The following is a 17,213-nucleotide window of genomic DNA, read 5'->3' as shown; positions in this document are numbered from 1 at the left end:
TCCTCGGCGTTCGGATCGGCGTCACGGTGACGGTGACTCTGAAGGCCGCGGACTCTGGAATGAGCACGGGGGTGGTGGCAGGATGCCCCGGTGGAGATCATGGACTCGACGGCGAATGCGGCGGAGCTGATCGAGGCGGCGCGGGCAACGCTGCCTCCGGCGGTGGCCGATGCCTGGATCGGGCTGATGCGTCCTGCTGTCCGGCTTCGGCGGGCCGCAGCGGGTGAGCCGGTCGCCGGGCAGTTGGGCGGATCGCCGGCGTTGCCGGAGAACGTGGAATGGCCGCGTTCGGAAGCGGGACGGCCGCTCGGCTTTGTCGCGGGTATCGATCTGGGCCGGGTGCCGGCGGGCCTCCTCGACATGCCGTTGCCGGTCGGCGGCATGCTGCTCCTGTTCTACCGCGACCCGGCCGAGGATCCGCACGAGACGTTCTGGATCAGCGATCCGGTGCCGGTCGATGAGCCGCCGACGGGCCGGGTCGTCTTCGTGCCGGCCGGGACGGCGACGACGGTGCGAAGCGAACCGGGCGCGGCCGTCTACCCCGAGGTCCCGCTCGCTGTTGAGGTGACCGCGACGGGGCCGGACTGGGAACATCCCGCGCTGAGGCAGGCCGTTGAGGAGCTGTCCGATGCGGACAAAGAGTTCATGGCTGATGCCTTCAACAGCGATGAGTTCGGGGACGAGGTGAGCATGCGGACGGAGATGCCGCGGCACTACCTCGGGGGATACGCCTATCCGGTTCAGGACTCGGTTGAGGTCGCCGCCGCGTGGCAGCGCCTGGGCTCAGATGTGTCCTACTCCGACCCGGCGTTGTGGGACGAGGCGAGGCTCTGGACGTCGCTGGTGCAGATCGACTCGGACGACGACGCGGAGATGATGTGGGGCGATTGCGGCAGCCTGTACTGGGTGATCCGGCGCGACGACCTTGCCGTGGGCCGCTTCGAGGCTGCCACCTTCCTGTTCCAGTGCTCCTGAGACGTGGCCGGCGCATCAAGCGAGGAGAACGGTAGGCGACTGGCCCTCCGGCCGCGGGCGCGGTGAGCCGGCACGTCTCAGGGCCACCAAAGGGCCGTCCACCAGCGCGGACGGCCGTCGATCACCGTCGAATGTGGCCGTTGCCCGTGACGATGTACTTCGTCGAGGTCAGCTCGGGCAGGCCCATCGGTCCGCGGGCGTGCAGTTTCTGCGTGCTGATGCCGATCTCGGCGCCGAAGCCGAACTCGCCGCCGTCGGTGAACCGGGTCGATGCGTTTACCATCACGGCGGCCGCGTCGACCCGCGCGGTGAACCGGCGCGTCGCCGTCACCGACTCGCTCACGATGGCCTCGGTGTGACCGCTGCTGTAGCGGCGGATGTGGTCGATCGCGTCGTCGATCGAGTCGACGATCGCCACCGCGAGGTCGGCCGACAGGTATTCGCGGCCCCAGTCCTCGTCGGTGGCCGGCACCACCGCCGGGTCGTAACCCACCACCTGGGGATCACCGTGCACCGTGACGCCCGCATCGGCCAGCTCGGCCAGCACCAGCGGCAGGAAGCGGTCGGCGATCGCCGCGTGCACCAGCAGCGACTCGGCGGTGTTGCAAGTGGACAGTCGCTGGGTCTTGGAGTTGACCGCCACCGCGAGCGCCTTTTCGAGGTCGGCCGACTCGTCCACATAGACGTGGCAGTTGCCGACGCCCGTCTCGATCACCGGCACGGTCGACTCCTCGACCACCGTTTTGATCAGCGAGGCGCCGCCGCGCGGGATCAGCACGTCGACCAGCCCGCGGGCCCGCATGAGCTCCTTGACCGAGTCGCGGCTGGTCGCGTCGAGCAGCTGGATGGTGTCGGCCGGCAGTCCGCTGTCGGTCACCGCCTTGCGCAGCACCGAGACGATCGCCGCGTTCGAGCTGAAGGCCGAGCCCGAGCCGCGCAGCAGCACCGCGTTGCCCGATTTCAGGCAGATGCCCGCGGCGTCGGCGGTCACGTTGGGCCGGCCCTCGTAGATGATGCCGACCACGCCGAACGGCACCCGCACCTGGCGCAGCTCCAGCCCGTTGGCCAGGGTCGAGCCGCGCACCACGTCACCGACCGGGTCGGGCAGCGCGGCCAGCTCGCGCAGCCCCTCGGCCATCGCCTCGACCCGCGCGGGGGTGAGGGTGAGCCGGTCGATCATCGCCTCGGACAGCCCGGAGGCACGCCCGTTGGTCACGTCGACCCCGTTCGCCGCGACGATGTCCGACGAGCGCTCGACCAGGCGGTCGGCCATCAGCAGCAGCGCCTTGTCCTTCTCGGCGCGGGTGGCGGCGGCGAGGTCGATGGCGGCCACGCGCGCGTCGGCGGCCTGCTGCAGAACGGTCGTCATGGCGTACCCCTCGGGGCTCTTGATGTGGCGTGTCAAAGCAGGACCAGGTCGTCGCGGTGCACGACCTCTCGTTCATATCCCGGGCCCAGAGCGGCGGCCAACTCGGGGGTGGACCGTCCCAGCAGCGCCGGCAGCTCGACCGCGTCATAGTTGACCAGGCCGCGGGCGACCGGCGCGCCCGACCCGGCGTCGATCAGGTCGACCGGATCGCCGGCGGCGAACGAGCCGTCGACCGCGGTGATGCCGGCCGGCAACAGCGACTTGCGCCGCGCGACCACGGCGGTCACGGCGCCGGGGTCCAGATGCAGGCGCCCGCGGGGTGACGTGGCGTGCGCGAGCCAGAACAGCCGGGCGGTCGGGCGACTCGCGGCCGCGCGGAACAGCGTGCCGACCTCGTCGCCGGCCAGCGCGGCGCCGGCCAGCGGAGCGGCGGTGAGCACGACCGGAATGCCGAAGCCGGTGGCTATCCGCGCCGCCTCGACCTTGGTGACCATGCCGCCCGTGCCCAGCCCTGAGCGGCCCGGCTTGGTGACGGTGATGCCCTCGAGGTCGGCGTCGTCACCCACGTACGCGATGCGGCGCGACGACGGGTCGGACGGGCTGCCGGTGTAGAGCGCGTCCACGTCGGAGAGCAGCACGAGCAGGTCGGCCTGGACGAGCGCGGCCACCAGGGCGGCGAGGCGATCGTTGTCGCCGAAGCGGATCTCCTCGGTGGCGACCGTGTCGTTCTCGTTCACGATCGGCAGGGCGCCTAGGTCGAGCAGCTTGCGCAGGGTCCGGTACGCGTTGCGGTAATGCGCGCGCCGCGTCACGTCGTCGACCGTGAGCAGCACCTGGCCCACCGTCAGGCCGTGGCGCGCGAAACCGGCCGCGTACCGCCCGATCAGCAGCCCCTGACCGACCGAGGCGGCCGCTTGCTGGGTGGCCAGGTCGCGCGGCCGGCGCGGCAGATGCAGGGGGGCCAGACCGGCCGCGATCGCGCCGCTCGAGACCAGCACCACCTCGCGTCCACCGGCGGCCAGGCCGCCGAGCGCGTCGACGAGGCCGTCGACACGCTGCTCGTCGATTCCGCCGGAGGCCGTGGTCAGCGAGGACGAGCCCACCTTGACCACGATCCGGCGCGCATCGGTCACCAGTTCGCGCACCGGCCAATTGTGCTCGGAGACACCGACAGAACCCGGGGGAGATCCCATATCGTGGCCCGGGTGACACCACAGGAGTACGTCGAAGAGGTGCTTTCACTCGTGGAGCGGATCCCTGTGGGTCGTGTCATGTCGTACGGAGCCATCGCCGACGCCCTGTCCGAGGTGTCGGGACGCAACTCGGCCCGCCAGGTCGGCTCGGTCATGGCCCGGCACGGCGGCGGGGTGCCGTGGCACCGGGTGGTGACCAACGCGGGACGCCTGCCGCCCGGCCACGAGCAGGAGGCCCGTCAGCGTCTCCTCTCCGAGGGCGTCCCGCTGAAGGGCGAGCACGTGGACATGGCCCGGGCGAGCTGGCAGCCCCCGTCGACCGGGCCCCGTTGATGGAGCGCGGTCAGCCCAGCCGGACGGCGATGAGCGCGGCCCGCTACCGGGCGGCACATCAGATCCTCGAGAACGGCGAGATCTTCACCGACCCGCTGGCTGTGCGCATCCTCGGCCTGCCCGAGGAGCACCTGCTGGCCGACGCCCCGCGCCGGGCGATGCGGCTGTTCATCGCCGCGCGTACCCGTTTCGCCGAGGACGCGCTGGCCGCGGCGGTGGTCCGGGGCGTACGCCATCTGGTCGTGCTCGGCGCGGGCCTGGACACGTTCGCCTATCGCAACCCGCATCCGGGTCTGCGCGTGACCGAGGTCGATCACCCGGACACGCAGGCGTGGAAGCGGGCCCGCCTGGCCGCGTCGGGCATCGCGGCGCCCTCCTCGCTGACCAGCCTCGGCGTGGACTTCGAGCGGGAGTCGCTCGCCGACCGGCTCGAGCTGGACGGGCCGACGTTCTTCCTCTGGCTGGGCGTGGTGCCGTACCTGACTCCCGATGGGTTCGGCCGGACGCTGCAATTGGTCGCCTCCCGTACGGGAAACGAAGTTGTCTTCGACTATGCCCAGTCGCCGTCGGTCATGGAGGCGTCGCGGCGTGCGGCGCTCGAGGCCCGGGCCTCGCGGGTGGCCGAGCTGGGCGAGCCCTGGCTGACGTATTTCGAGCCGGACGAGATCGCCGCTCAGCTGACCGGGCTCGGCTTCGGCGACATCGAGGATCTCGGGCCGGCGCGGTTGGCGGCGACGTATTTCGGCCGGCCCGACGTTCCGCCGGACACGCCCGGCGGGCACGTGTTGCGCGCGCGCCGGTAGGGCTGCTCAGCGCAGGCCGATGAGGGAGGCCGCGCCGCGCATCTGATACTCGAAGAAGCCGCGCCGGTCCTCCTCGACCGAGCCGGTGAGCTGGCCGAACAGCTCGGCGCTGATCGCACCGCTCAGATGCAGGAACGCCGACATGGAAGCAGCGACCAGTCGGGGCGGCGCGCCCGGGGTGTACTGGTCGGCCACCGCACGCAGTTCCTCGGCGAACCGCCCCGTGATCTCTTCCCGGTCGGTGATCTCACCGTTCTCGTAGGCATCCTTGACCAGGTCGGCGATGAGCAGGACCACTCGGGTGCCGGGCCCGACGGTGTCCTGCGGCGCCTGATAGCCGGGAACCGGACTGCCGTAGATCAGGGCCCACTGGTGCGGATCGGCCAAGGCCCAGTCCCGTACGGCGGAAGTCGCGTTCAGGAAGCGCTCGAGCCCACTGTTGCCGGTCGCGGCCTGTTCCGCAGTGTCGCCCAGCGCGTTGTAGGCGTCGATGATCATCGCGGTCAGCAGCTCGTCGCGGCTCGCGAAGTACCGGTAGACCGCCGACGACGCCATGCCCATGTCCCGGGCGACCGCGCGCAGCGACAGGTTGGCCCCCTCGGTGGCGAGGTGCCGGCGGGCCACTGCCTTGATCTCGTCGGTCATCTCCGCCCGGACCCGGGCGCGTACTCCAGAGGCGGTCATGGGAACCAGTGTGCCATACAGAGAGCACTGCTCTTGTTTTTTCGGGGGGTGCGTGTAATCGTTGTTCTCAATCGAGAGCAGTGCTCACAACGGAGGACACCCCCATGTCGAATCACGTCATCGTCGGCTCCGGCCCGATCGGTACCTCGATCGCTCGGATCCACGCCGAGCGCGGCGAGCGGGTCCGCATGATCACCCGCAGTGGCGGCGGCCCGTCGCACCCGCTGATCGAGCGGGTGGCCGCGGACGCCTCCGACGCCCGGCGGCTCACCGAGCTCACCCAGGACGCCGCGACGCTCTACAACTGCGCCAACCCGAAGTACACCGAGTGGGAGAAGCTCTGGTTCCCGATGAACGACGCGATGATCGCCGCGACCAAGGCGGCCGGCGCGGTCTACGTCCTGACCGGGAACCTCTACGTCTACGGACCGCGGCCCGACGGCCGGATGACCGAGCAGAGCCCGATGGCCGCCGTCGGTCGCAAGGGCCGGGTCCGCATCAAGATGTGGCAGGACGCGCTGGCCAGCGGCGTGCGCACGGTCGAGGTGCGCGGCTCGGACTACATCGGCGCGGGCGCGGTCGGCGTCTTCTCGTCGGTGCTGCTGCCCGCGATCACCAGTGGCCGGGCCGCCTGGATGCCCGGCGACCCCGACCTGCCGCACAGCTTCACCTACACCGGTGACCAGGCCGGCACGATGGTCACGCTGGCCCACGACGAGCGGGCCTGGGGCAAGGCCTGGCACACGCCGACCGTCGCGCCGATCACCATCCGGTCGCTGGGCGAGCGGTACTGCGAGCTGGTCGGCAAGCCGCCGGTGAAGATGGTCAAGATGCCGCGCTTCATGATGCGCACGGCCGGTCTGGTGCACCCGATGTCGCGCGAACTGGCCGAGATGGACTACCAGTTCTACGCGCCGTTCCACCTGGACAGCGCACACACCGAGCGCACCTTCGGCCTGCAGCCCACCCCGATCGAGGTCGGCATCCGCGAGACCGCCGACGACGCCTCGGCCATCGCGTCCCGCACGATGTGAGCGCAGCCCTGTCGTTCAACGCAGCCCTGTCGCTCAGAGCAGCAGGCCGACGCCGTCGCGGCGGGGATCGCCGGCCGCGCCGGCCTGGCCGACCGCGGTGACGCCGCCGAAGTAGTGGTTGAGCCCCGGCCACTGGTTGACCCGCCAGCCGGCGGCGGCCAGCGCGCCCAGCTCGTCACGCGGGCGGCCGGGCTCGGTGTGCACGGTGTCGTCGACGACGTGGAAGCGCGGCCGCCGGATCGCCTCGGCCATGTCGACGCCGTCGACCAGCACCCCGAGCAGCGTGTCGACCAGCGCGGTACGGATTCGGCTGGCGCCCGCCGACCCCGCCGCCACGGCGAGGTCGCCCTCCGGATCGATCACCACGAGCGGGCACATGTTCGACGACATCCGCTTGCCCGGCCGCAGGTCGTCGGTCAGCAGCTCGCCCTCGCCGAGCATCGAGTTCAAGTTGATGCCGAGCCCGGGCAGCCAGACCCCCGAGCCCAGCCCGAGCGTCGTGGTGATCACGCAGGCATTCCCGTCGGCATCCACCACCGAGACGTTGGTGGTGTCGCCGATCTTCTGCCGGCCCTGGTCGCGCAGCGCGGCGGCGACGGCGACGGCCCGGCCCGGACGGGAGAGATCGTCGGGCAGCCCGGCGATCGTGTCGACGGTGCGGTTCAGGTCGTGGCGAGCGAACACCCGGTGCCCGGCCAGCGTCGCGTGGTCGACCGGGGTCTCGAGCACCCGGTAGTCGGCCAGATCGCGCGGGCCCAGCGAGCCGCCCGCCGCGCGAACCGTGTCGACCATGATCGTGGCGTAGTCGCCGGTGTAGAAGATGTCGGGCCCGGCCTCGGCCAGCGTGGTCATCGCCGTGCCGAGTCCGTCGTGGAACAGCAGGTCGCCGTCCTGGAGCTGACGTCCGTTCGGCGTGTAGACCGCGGCGCCCTCACCCCAGGCCAGAGCGGGCGCGCAGGAGTCGAGAGTCAGCGCGTGCGCGGCCGGCACCCGGACGCCGCTTGTCGCGAGCTCGACCGCCGGCTGGACGACCTCGGCCCACGGCAGTCGTCCCCACCGCCGGTGCACCTCACCGCAGCCGGCCGGCACGCCCGGAACCGCGACGCTGGCCCCGCCGATCGAATAGACCTGCGGGATACCCCCGAAGAAGACGTCGACGGCGACCATCGGCCCGGCCTCCCGGTCGCCGTCGGTGCCCGGCACCGAGACGAAGAAGTCGAGACACGTGACCTTCCCGGTGGCGGCGTCGAAGTACGTGGCGAACCCGCCGCCGCCCAGTCCGGTGTAGATCGTCTCGGCGGCACAACAGGCCAGCACTGCCGCGACCGCGGCGTCCGCCGCGGTGCCCCCGTCCCGGAGAACCCGCAGACCGGCCGCCGCCGTGGCCGGATGGCTGGCGGCGACCCCGGCCGCAACCTTTTTCATCTGGCGAAGCGTAGGCGTCATCCCATGATCATGGTTACCATCCGCGGTCATGACGACCGCTGATCCCACTCCCGGCGTACAGGCGGCGCCGGCTCTGCCACGTCGTACTTTGGCGGGATATTCACTGGGTTCGCTGGTCACAGGGGCTTTCGGCACGGTTCCGGGTCTCCTCCTGCTGCCCTATCTGACCGATACGTTAGGTGTGGCGGCCGGCGTGGCCGGCCTTCTCGTGCTGCTGCCGAAGGCGTGGGATGTGCTCGTCAACCCGATCGCCGGGCGGATCTCGGACCGCCGGGGCGATCGGCGGTCCTTTCTGCTGATCGCCGGTCTGCTGCTCGCGGTCCTCTTTGCCGCGATCTTCGCCGGCCCGGTGAGCAGCGGCGCCGGCGCCGGTGCGTACGTCGCCGTCGCCTTCCTCGCGGCCGCCACCGCCTACGCCTTCTTCCAGGTGCCCTACGTCGCCATGCCGGCCGAGCTGACCGACGGCTACGCCGAGCGCACCCGGCTGATGACCTGGCGCGTCGCCGTGCTGGCGCTCGCCATCCTGATCTCGGGCGCGCTGGCCCCGCTCGTCGTCGAGCAGACCGGTGGCGGCCTCACCGGCCACCGGTGGGCGGGCGTCTTCGTCGGCGCGCTCATCGTGGTGGGCGCGCTCGGCGTCTATTTCGGCACGCGCTCGGTCGACTCGCACTCGGTCGAGGCGGTGGAGCCCGACCTGCGGTCACAACTGCGGGTCGCGGCGGCCAACGGTCCGTTCCGGGCATTGCTGCTCCTCTGGCTCATTCAGGCGGTCGGCATCGGCACGATGCTCGCTGGGGTGCAGTACTTCGCCGACCACGTCGTGGAACGAGAGTCGGGCGCCACCTTCCTCTTCGCGGCCTTCGTCGGACCGGCTCTCCTGGTCATGCCGCTGTGGAGCCGAGTCGGCAAGCGCGTCGGCAAGCCGCGTTCGCTGGCCGCCGGCTCGCTCGTCTTCGCGGCCGGCGCCCTGGCCCTGTTGGCTGCGCCGAGCCTGCCCCCGGTGGGCGTCTACCTGCTCGTGGCGGTGATCGGCGTGGGCTACGCCGGCCAGCAGGTCTTCGCGATGGCGATGCTGCCGGACTGCATCGCCCACGACACCGCACGCACGGGCCGCCGTCAGGCCGGCGTCTTCACCGGGCTGTGGACGGCGGGGGAGACCCTCGGGTTGGCGCTCGGCCCCGGTCTTTACGCACTGGTCCTCCAGGTCTTCGGATACGTCTCGTCGTCGACCGGCCAGGCCGCCCAGCAGGACGACACCGCGCGGCTCGGCGTGCTGCTCGGTTTCACCGTTCTGCCGGCCGTGCTGGTCGGCGCCGCGGTCGTTCTATTACGCGCTTACCGGGACGTCGGCCGGTAGCGCCATCGGTACTGCTTCGACCCAGCACTTTCGTCGGGGGTCGCCGCCGGGCGGTTCGGTCCTTCGGTCGGGCAGCGGCACCGACCGAAGAGGCTTATCGGCGCCCGGGAAGGTCGACTAGCGTTCTCGCCATGTTCGAGGCGCTGCCCGCGACGGGCGTTCCGGGTGACCAGATCCTTGCCGAGCTGCGGGAGCTGCGAGCCGCCGACCTGCCCACCCACGGCGGCCGGCTGTTCGCCTACGTCTACGACCCCGCGTTGGACGGCCTCGACGAGCTGGCCCATGCCGCCTACGCGATCTCCGCCCACGTCAACGGCCTCGACCCGACCGCCTTCCCGTCGTTGCTGGCGATGGAAAACGCTCTGGTCGGCGCCGCGGCCGGGTTGCTGGGCGGTGACGAGCGGACGGTCGGCAGCGTCACCAGCGGCGGCACCGAGTCGCTGATCCTGGCGGTGAAGGCGGCTCGCGACTCCCGGCCCGACCTGACCACCCCGCGCCTGGTGATCCCCTCCACCGCGCACGCCGCGTTCGCCAAGGCCGCGCACTACCTGCGGGTCGCGCTCGACGTGGTGCCGGTCGGCAGCGACCTTCGGGCCGACCCGGCTGCCATGGCCACCGCGATCGGTGCCGACACGGTGCTGGTAGCCGCCTCCGCGCCCTCCTACGCCCACGGCGTGGTCGACCCGATCACCGAGGTCGCGGCGATCGCCGCCGATCGGGGCGTGCGGTTCCACGTCGACGCCTGCTTCGGCGGCTGGGTGCTGCCCTATCTGCGCCGCCTCGGCGCCGACCTGCCGGCGTTCGACTTCACCGTGCCCGGAGTCACCAGCATCTCGGTCGACCTGCACAAGTACGCGTATGCGCCCAAGGGCGTCTCGATCCTGCTGCACCGCGACGAGGCGCTGCGCCTCCCGCAGTACTTCGCCTACGCCGGCTGGCCCGGATACACCATGATCAACCCGATCATCTCGTCCACCCGTTCCGGCGGGCCGATCGCCGCCGCCCTGGCCACCCTGCGCCACATCGGCGACGCGGGCTATCTCGAGCTCGCCGCCCGCACCCGCGAGGCAGTGTCCGTCCTGGCCGACGCGGTGCGCGCGACCGACGGCGTGCGGCTGTTCACGCCCGCCGAGACCAGCGTCGTGTGCCTCGCCTCGGACGGCGTCGACCTTTTCGTCCTGGCCGACGAGTTGGCCGCGCGCGGCTGGCACACCCAGCCCCAGATGGCGTTCGCCGAGATCCCCGCCACCATCCACCTGACCGTCACCGCCTCGGTGGCCTCGACCGCCGGCGGCTTCGGCCCCGACCTCGCCGCCGCGGTGGCCGCCGCCCGGGCAGCCGGCCCGGCCGACATCCCGGCCCCGCTGCTCGAGGCGGCCGCGGCGCTGACGCCCGAGCTGGTGACGCCCGAGCTGATCGGCGGGCTGGCCGAGGGGCTGGGACTGGGCACCGGCGACTTCACGCGAATGGCCGCGGTCAACTCGCTGCTCAACGTCGCCCCGCCCGCCCTGCGCGAGGCTCTGCTCACCGGTTTCCTGAGCATGCTGCAGCGACCCACTCCGGCCACCGCCCGGCCGGGCACGCCGGGCTCGGCCGACAGTCCATCGCCCTCACCGCGATCGACCGACGGGCCCTCGCCGGTGCCGACCTCGTCAGCCCCGCCCGCGTCAGCGGCGCCGGCCTCGGCCGTGTCAGCGGCGCCCGCGTCGGCTGGCCCTGTGTCAGCGAAGCCTGCGTCAACCCCGACCGTGTCAGCGGCGCCTGCCTCCGCTGGGCCTGTATCAGCGGCGCCTGCCTCGGCCGTGTCAACGGCGCCTGCCTCGGCTGGGCCTGTGTCAGCAGCGCCCGCGTCGGCCGGGTCTGTGCCGGCCGCGCCCGCGTCGGCGGCAGCCGCGGGGCAGGCGGGTGATCTGCCTCCGGCCGGCGCGTTCTTCGGTCATCCGCTGCGTCGGCGGGGCTCCGCGGCGCCGCCGGACGCGGACGCGGAGTAGGTTGACGTCGTGGCCGGTCTGCCAGGAGTGCTCGGGGAACCCATCAAGTTCGTGCTGAACTGGGGGCGGCGTTACTCGCTCTGGGTGTTCAACTTCGGGCTGGCGTGCTGCGCGATCGAGTTCATCGCGTCGAGCATGAGCCGGCACGACTTCATGCGGATGGGCGTCATCCCGTTCGCGCACGGGCCGCGCCAGGCCGACCTGATGGTCGTGTCGGGCACGGTGACCGACAAGATGGCTCCGGCCATCAAGCGGCTCTACGACCAGATGCCCGAGCCGAAATACGTGATCTCCTTCGGCTCCTGCGCCAACTGCGGCGGGCCGTATTGGGACTCCTACTCGGTCACCAAGGGCGTCGACCAGATCATTCCGGTTGACGTCTACGTGCCGGGCTGCCCACCGCGGCCCGAGGCGCTGCTGCACGGCATCCTGCGCCTCCAGGAGAAGATCGCCGCCGAGCAGTCCGGGCCGGGGGGCGTGTCACGGCCCGATCCGCTGGGCCCGGGGCACGATGCGGCCGCGCTGACTGCCCCGATGGTGGGCCCGCCGGGGGCAACTGAGGGTTAGTCTCCGCTCTATGACCGATCAGTCGCGGGCCGACTTCATCATCGACGTGCTGACCAGGGAATTCGGTGATTTGATCGCCGTCGATCCGGCGGCCTTCCGGCGCAAGTTCCGCAAGATGGCCGCGTCGCCGTTCGCCTTCTACCGCGGCAGCGCCTCGCTCTTCTACGCCGACCTCACCCAGGCCTACGCCGACGCGAGCTTCCTCGACGAGCGGACCAGCCGGGTGTGGATCCACGGCGATCTGCACGCGGAGAACTTCGGCACGTACATGAATTCGTCCGGTCAGCTGGTCTTCAACGTCAACGACTTCGACGAGGCGTACGTCGGGCCCTTCTCCTGGGACCTCAAGCGGTTCTCGGCCAGCCTGGCCCTGATCGGCTATCAGAAGGCGCTCTCCGACGACGACATCACGGAGCTGGTCACCGTCTTCGCCCGGTCCTACCTGACCGAGCTGCGGGCCGTCGCGCAGGGTGGCGACGACGCGATCGGCTCGATCACGCTCGACAACGCCGACGGCGTGCTGCGCCAGGTGCTCCAGCAGGCACGGCTCAGCACCCGCATCGATCTGCTGTCGTCGCAGACCACGGTCGACGACTACGAGCGCCGGTTCGCCCTGGCCGACGGCGTCTTCGAGGTCGACGAGGCCACCGGTGCGGCGGTGCGCGAGGCGTTCGACCGCTATCGGGAGACGCTGCCGTCGGCGACCAAGCCCGTGGCCACCAACATCAAGGACATCAAGCTGCGCAAGGGCGTCGGCATCGGCTCGGCCGGGCTTCCGTCGTACAACCTGCTGCTCGAGGGGCACACTCAGGCGCTCGAGAACGACGTGATCGTCTATATGAAGCAGGCCCAGGTGCCGGCCGTCGCGCGCTGGATCGACGACGACCGGGTGCGGTCCTACTTCCAGCACCAGGGCCACCGTACGGCCGAGTCGCAGCACGCTCTGCAGGCGCACGCCGACCCGTGGGTGGGTTACACCACCTTGGACGGCGTCGGCCAGCTGGTCGCCGAGGTCTCGCCGTACGCGGCCGACCTCGACTGGTCCGACGTCAACGAGCCCGGCGAGCTGCGCGGCGTCATCGCCGACCTCGGCCGTGCCGTCGCGCGCATGCATTCGGTGGCCGACGACGAGTCCAGCCACGACCTGGTCGACTTCTCCACCGAGGAGGCGATCGTCGCCGTGGTCGACAAGGACGAGGCCGGCTTCGTACGGCATCTGGTCGAATTCGCCCACCGCTACGGCGACCAGGCCCGCGAAGACCACCAGGACTTCGTCGACGTCTTCCGCAACGGCCGTCTCCCCGGCCTCTGACCCGCGACAAGCGCGATAGGAACGGCCTCTGCCCCGCGACAAGCGCGATGGGAACGGCCTCTGCCCCGCGACAAGCGCGATGGGGGCGGCCGGTGATCCGGGCAAGCGCGATGGGTTCGGCCGGTGATCCGCGGCTAGCGCGATGAGACCGGCCGGTCGGATCGCGGTCCCCCGCGACGGCCGTCCGCCCGGTGTCGATCCGTGGCGGCGGGGGCTCGGCGCGGCCGGCCGGATCATAGGATGAGCCCATGACGCCTGAAGAGGTCGGCGAGCGCCTGGTGGCGCTGCTGACGGACGACTCCCCGGACGCGCCGCCGGGCGAGATCGTCGCCGGCCTCTCGGGTGGCGGTCCCGGTCACGAGCGCGCGGTGGTCGACGTGCCGGTCGCCCGTTGGTGGGAGACCGTGGGGACGGCCAAGCACAACGGCGCGCTCGGCTGCGACTACTTCGACTGGCTGTCGGCCGTCGACGAACTCGATGATGGCTTCCGGGTGGTGGCTCACCTCTACTCCACCCGTCGCCGGCACGCTCTGCTGCTGCGCACGCTCGTGCCGCGTGACAATCCGGTGATCGAGTCGGCGGTCGAGTTGTTCCCGGGCGCCGACTGGCACGAGCGGGAGACGTACGAGATGTTCGGCATCACGTTCGCCCGGCACCCCGACCTGCGGCCGTTGCTGCTGCCGCCCGGCTTCGAGGGAAATCCGTTGCGCAAGGAGTTCGTGCTGGCGTCCCGGGTGGCCAAGGCCTGGCCCGGCGCCAAGGAGCCGGGCGAGTCCGAGGCCGGTACGGCGAAGCGTGCGCCCATGCGCCCGCCCGGCGTCCCCGATCCGAACGAGTGGGGCCCGCGTGCCGGCCAGGTGCCGTCGGCCCCGGCCGCGCGCCCGGCCCGCTCACGTCCGGCCCCGGCCGACCGTCCACGCCGAGCGTCCCCGCCCTCGACCGCTCCACTGGAACCGCCCGCGGATCCCACCGACCCAAGACCTCCGGCAGGCCCGGCCGACGCAAGACCAGCTGATGGAAGAACGGCCGACGGCCGACCGGCCGACGGGCGAGCAGCCGACGGAGGACCCGTAGAGGAAAGACCCGCTGACGGAAGACTCGCTGACGGAAGACCCGCAGTGGGAAGACCCGCAGAGGAAAGACCCGCAGAGGAAAGACCCGCAGACGGAAGACCGGCCGACGGTGGATCGGCCGAGGCGCCGCGTGGTGAGGGCGGCGACTGATGCCGCTCTGGCTCGATCTCATCGTGCGCGTGGTCGCCGTCGTGGCCGCCTTCCTGGTGCTGCCGCTGGTCGTCGGGCAGGCCGAGCACAAGGTCATGGCCCACATGCAGGGCCGCCTCGGCCCGATGTACGCGGGCGCCTTCCACGGCTGGGCCCAGCTCGTCGCCGACGGCGTCAAGTTCGTGCAGAAGGAGGACATCGCGCCCGGGCAGGCCGACCGGCGTATTTTCCGGCTCGCCCCGATCGTCGCGCTCTTCCCGTACCTGCTGGTCCTGCTCGTCATCCCGCTCGGCCCGAACGGTCTGGTCGCCCAGGCGCTCGACGTGGGTCTGTTCTTCGTGCTGGCCGTGCTGGGCGTCGGCGTGCTCGCCGTCCTGATGTCGGCGTGGGCCTCGGCCAACAAGTACAGCCTGCTCGGCGGTCTGCGCGGCGCGGCCCAGCTGCTCGGCTACGAGCTTCCGCTGGTGCTCGCGGCGGCCAGCGTCGCCATGGCGGCCGGCACCCTGAGCCTGCCCGGGATCGTCGAGGCCTGGCGCCCGTGGTGGCTGCTCTGGCAGGCCCCGGCCGCGATCGTCTTCTTCGTGGCCGGCCTGGCCGAGATCCGCCGCCCGCCGTTCGACATGCCGATCGCGGACTCCGAGCTGGTCTTCGGCTACATGACCGAGTACACGGGCCTGCGGTTCGCGTTCTTCCTGCTCGCCGAGTACGTGGGCATCGTCGTCATCGCCGCCCTGACCACCGTGCTCTTCCTGGGCGGATGGCACGGGCCGTTCGCCGATCAGCTCGGCTGGCTGTGGACCCTGGTCAAGATCTTCGCCGTCTCGTTCGTGATCATCTGGTTCCGCGTGGCCTATCCCCGGCTGCGCGAGGACCAGCTGCAACGGCTCTGCTGGCTGGTCCTCGTGCCGGTGGCGCTGGGTCAGCTCGTGCTGACGGCCGCCGTCAAAGTGGTCATGTAGGCCGTCACAGATTTCGCGGGCGCACGGACGGCAGCGGAATCTCGATGGGCCACGGCCGATCGAGCCGGACCGTGTCGTCGCCGCTGAACGTGCCGATCGGCTCGTAGGTCATGTCGTCCGAATTGAGTTCGTAGGCGGTCAGCGAGAACTCGTCGCTCGTCTCGATCAGCCAGTAGAACGGAATGCCGGCCTGGGCGTAGTAGGTCGGCTTGGTCACCCGGTCGATGCTCTTGGTGCTCGGCGACACGATCTCGGCCGCCAGAACCACCTCGTCCGGCACGAACTTCCCCGTTTGTGACTTCGCGGCTTCGAACTTCACCACGAGCAGGTCCGGGATGTACCGGCGACGAGGACTCAAGATCACGTCGTTGGCCTGGGTGACGAACAGATGCTCGGGGCAGGACAAGGACAGGGCGTAGAAGAGAAGACCGGAAAGCGCCTGGTGGACGCTCGAAGGTGCTGGGGTCACGTGGAGAACTCCATCGACAATTTCGCGACGGACGCCGTCCTCGGGGAAGCGGTCAAGATCGTCTGATGTCCACTCGCCCTGAGGTGGCATGTCGCTGGTGGCAGCGGTCATGAGAAGCCTCCCGGGCGTGGGCTCTCGCACTTCACCCGTCAACTTACCGGAAGATCTGACGGGGGTGTGCTCGCATCAAAGGGGGTGACGGGGCAGGATATGCGTTTGTGACTGACGACGGGGAGCGTGGCATGCCCGGCAAGGGCCTCGTCCAGGGGCTCGCCGTCACGCTCAAGACGATGACCAAGCGGTCGACCACCCAGCAGTACCCCGATGTCGAGCCCGAGCTCCCGCCGCGCAGTCGCGGGGTCATCGCGCTCTCCGAGGAGAACTGCACGGTCTGCATGCTGTGCGCCCGCGAGTGCCCCGACTGGTGCATCTACATCGACTCGCACAAGGAAGAGGTCGTGGTTCCGGGGGCCGCGCGGCCACGCCAGCGCAACGTCCTCGACAAGTTCGACATCGACTTCTCGCTGTGCATGTACTGCGGCATCTGCATCGAGGTCTGCCCCTTCGACGCGCTGCACTGGACGCCCGAGTTCGAGTACGCCGAGACCGACGTCCTCGACCTGCTGCACGACAAGAACAGGCTGGGGGAGTGGATGCGCACCGTGCCTCCGCCGCCGGCCCACGACGTGCTCGGCGAGCCGTCGAAGGAGGAGGCCACGGCGGCCCGCAAGGCGGCCGGTCCGGGTGCGGCCACTGCCGCCAAGACCGCCAGGCCTCCGGTACGCCGCCCGCCCGCGGGAGCGGCGCCGGCCCCGACGCCGGAAAAGCCGGAACCGCCGGCCGAGACGGAGACGGAGCGGTGACCGTCGCGGACGCGCTGATGCTGGCTCTCGGCGCGATCGCGGTCGGCTCCGGCGTCTTCGTCGTCACCAGCGCCCACCTGGTGCGCGCCGGCTTCTACCTGGTGGTCAGCCTGGGCGCGATCGCCGGTCTCTACCTCGTGCTCGGCGCCGAACTGGTCGCCTGGGTGCAGATCCTGGTCTACGTCGGCGCCGTGGTGGTGCTGCTGCTGTTCGCCGTGATGCTGACCCGCGCCCCGATCGGCCCGTCCAAGGACCTCGACCGTCCGGCCGCCCCGGCCGCCCTGATCGGCGGCGGTGTGGGGCTCGGGCTGACCGTCCTGCTGGTCGACGCCTTCCGCTGGACGGAGTACGCACCGCCGCCGCCCGGGACGGGCCGTCGCGTCGGCGAGCAGATCTTCGGCGCCTGGGTGCTGCCCTTCGAGGTGCTGTCCATCCTGCTGCTGGCCGCCCTGGTCGGCGCCATCGTGCTGTCCCGCCCGGACATCGGCGCCCGCCCCGACCCGGACGCCGTGCGGCCGGACGGGCCCGCGCCGGGCCCGGTCGACGAGTCGGCCGAGGTGGTGGCCCGGCTGGAGCGCATCGCCGCCCGCCAGGCCGCCGCCCAGCAACGGCTCCGCGCTCAGCGGGCGGCCGAG

Annotated in this window: 14 protein-coding genes and 3 pseudogenes; 12 read left to right on the top strand and 5 right to left on the bottom strand. The window is 71.2% G+C overall.

The annotated features are described in order from the left end of the window. Positions 1–99 precede the first annotated feature (99 nt). On the top strand, positions 100–975 hold the full coding sequence (locus tag HJC40_RS13885) for a YwqG family protein (RefSeq protein WP_250001575.1): 876 nt from the start codon (positions 100–102) through the stop codon (positions 973–975). A 121-nt stretch (positions 976–1,096) separates the two neighbouring features. On the opposite strand, the gene HJC40_RS13880 is transcribed toward HJC40_RS13885, so the two are convergent. Then, positions 1,097–2,344, bottom strand: a complete 1,248-nt coding sequence (locus tag HJC40_RS13880) for a glutamate-5-semialdehyde dehydrogenase (protein ID WP_250001458.1) — start codon at positions 2,342–2,344, stop codon at positions 1,097–1,099. Between the two features lie 32 nt (positions 2,345–2,376). Next, positions 2,377–3,537: a glutamate 5-kinase gene (gene proB / locus HJC40_RS13875; protein ID WP_250001456.1), complete on the bottom strand. Its 1,161-nt coding sequence runs from the start codon at positions 3,535–3,537 to the stop codon at positions 2,377–2,379. 12 nt (positions 3,538–3,549) lie between these two features. On the opposite strand from proB, the gene HJC40_RS13870 reads away from it, so the two are divergent. Together HJC40_RS13870 and HJC40_RS13865 are read left to right on the top strand one after the other, a co-directional pair. Further along, entirely contained in the window at positions 3,550–3,870 is a 321-nt protein-coding gene (locus HJC40_RS13870) for an MGMT family protein (protein ID WP_250001454.1), read from the top strand. Next, a complete protein-coding gene (locus HJC40_RS13865; RefSeq protein WP_250001452.1) occupies positions 3,870–4,673 on the top strand; it encodes an SAM-dependent methyltransferase in 804 nt (267 codons plus the stop codon). Before HJC40_RS13870 ends, HJC40_RS13865 begins: the two co-directional genes overlap by 1 nt. A gap of 6 nt (positions 4,674–4,679) precedes the next feature. Here the strand turns inward: HJC40_RS13865 and HJC40_RS13860 are convergent, their stop codons facing one another. After that, positions 4,680–5,357 (bottom strand): TetR/AcrR family transcriptional regulator, encoded by a 678-nt coding sequence (locus HJC40_RS13860; protein ID WP_250001450.1) that lies wholly within the window; start codon positions 5,355–5,357, stop codon positions 4,680–4,682. 104 nt (positions 5,358–5,461) lie between these two features. On the opposite strand from HJC40_RS13860, the gene HJC40_RS13855 reads away from it, so the two are divergent. After that, positions 5,462–6,391: an NAD-dependent epimerase gene (locus tag HJC40_RS13855; protein WP_250001448.1), complete on the top strand. Its 930-nt coding sequence runs from the start codon at positions 5,462–5,464 to the stop codon at positions 6,389–6,391. A gap of 33 nt (positions 6,392–6,424) precedes the next feature. Here HJC40_RS13855 and HJC40_RS13850 read toward each other — a convergent pair whose 3' ends face one another. Continuing rightward, on the bottom strand, positions 6,425–7,816 hold the full coding sequence (locus HJC40_RS13850; protein ID WP_250001446.1) for a gamma-glutamyltransferase: 1,392 nt from the start codon (positions 7,814–7,816) through the stop codon (positions 6,425–6,427). Positions 7,817–7,865: 49 nt separating this feature from the next. On the opposite strand from HJC40_RS13850, the gene HJC40_RS13845 reads away from it, so the two are divergent. From HJC40_RS13845 to HJC40_RS13820, 6 genes and pseudogenes are all read left to right on the top strand, one after another. Beyond that, entirely contained in the window at positions 7,866–9,194 is a 1,329-nt protein-coding gene (locus tag HJC40_RS13845; protein WP_250001444.1) for an MFS transporter, read from the top strand. 131 nt (positions 9,195–9,325) lie between these two features. Continuing rightward, positions 9,326–10,753 (top strand): annotated as a pseudogene (locus tag HJC40_RS13840) (aspartate aminotransferase family protein); the annotation flags it as partial. A 441-nt stretch (positions 10,754–11,194) separates the two neighbouring features. Beyond that, on the top strand, positions 11,195–11,752 hold the full coding sequence (locus tag HJC40_RS13835; RefSeq protein WP_308200896.1) for an NADH-quinone oxidoreductase subunit B family protein: 558 nt from the start codon (positions 11,195–11,197) through the stop codon (positions 11,750–11,752). Between the two features lie 10 nt (positions 11,753–11,762). After that, positions 11,763–13,064, top strand: a complete 1,302-nt coding sequence (locus tag HJC40_RS13830) for a DUF2252 domain-containing protein (RefSeq protein ID WP_250001442.1) — start codon at positions 11,763–11,765, stop codon at positions 13,062–13,064. A gap of 248 nt (positions 13,065–13,312) precedes the next feature. After that, positions 13,313–13,936: pseudogene (locus tag HJC40_RS46120) on the top strand (NADH-quinone oxidoreductase subunit C); the annotation flags it as partial. Between the two features lie 350 nt (positions 13,937–14,286). Then, a complete protein-coding gene (locus HJC40_RS13820) occupies positions 14,287–15,246 on the top strand; it encodes a complex I subunit 1 family protein (protein ID WP_250001441.1) in 960 nt (319 codons plus the stop codon). 4 nt (positions 15,247–15,250) lie between these two features. Here the strand turns inward: HJC40_RS13820 and HJC40_RS13815 are convergent, their stop codons facing one another. Then, entirely contained in the window at positions 15,251–15,826 is a 576-nt protein-coding gene (locus HJC40_RS13815) for a Uma2 family endonuclease (RefSeq protein WP_250001440.1), read from the bottom strand. Positions 15,827–15,957: 131 nt separating this feature from the next. Between HJC40_RS13815 and HJC40_RS13810 the strand changes: the two genes are divergently transcribed. Beyond that, positions 15,958–16,578 (top strand): NADH-quinone oxidoreductase subunit I, encoded by a 621-nt coding sequence (locus tag HJC40_RS13810; RefSeq protein ID WP_284043167.1) that lies wholly within the window; start codon positions 15,958–15,960, stop codon positions 16,576–16,578. Then, positions 16,575–17,135: pseudogene (locus HJC40_RS13805) on the top strand (NADH-quinone oxidoreductase subunit J); the annotation flags it as partial. The gene HJC40_RS13810 and the pseudogene HJC40_RS13805, both read left to right, overlap by 4 nt. Between the last annotated feature and the right edge of the window lie 78 nt (positions 17,136–17,213).

It is taken from the genome of Actinoplanes sp. M2I2 (genome assembly GCF_023544445.1).
Lineage (GTDB): Bacteria > Actinomycetota > Actinomycetes > Mycobacteriales > Micromonosporaceae > Actinoplanes.
This window is presented reverse-complemented; position numbering and strand designations above follow the sequence as displayed.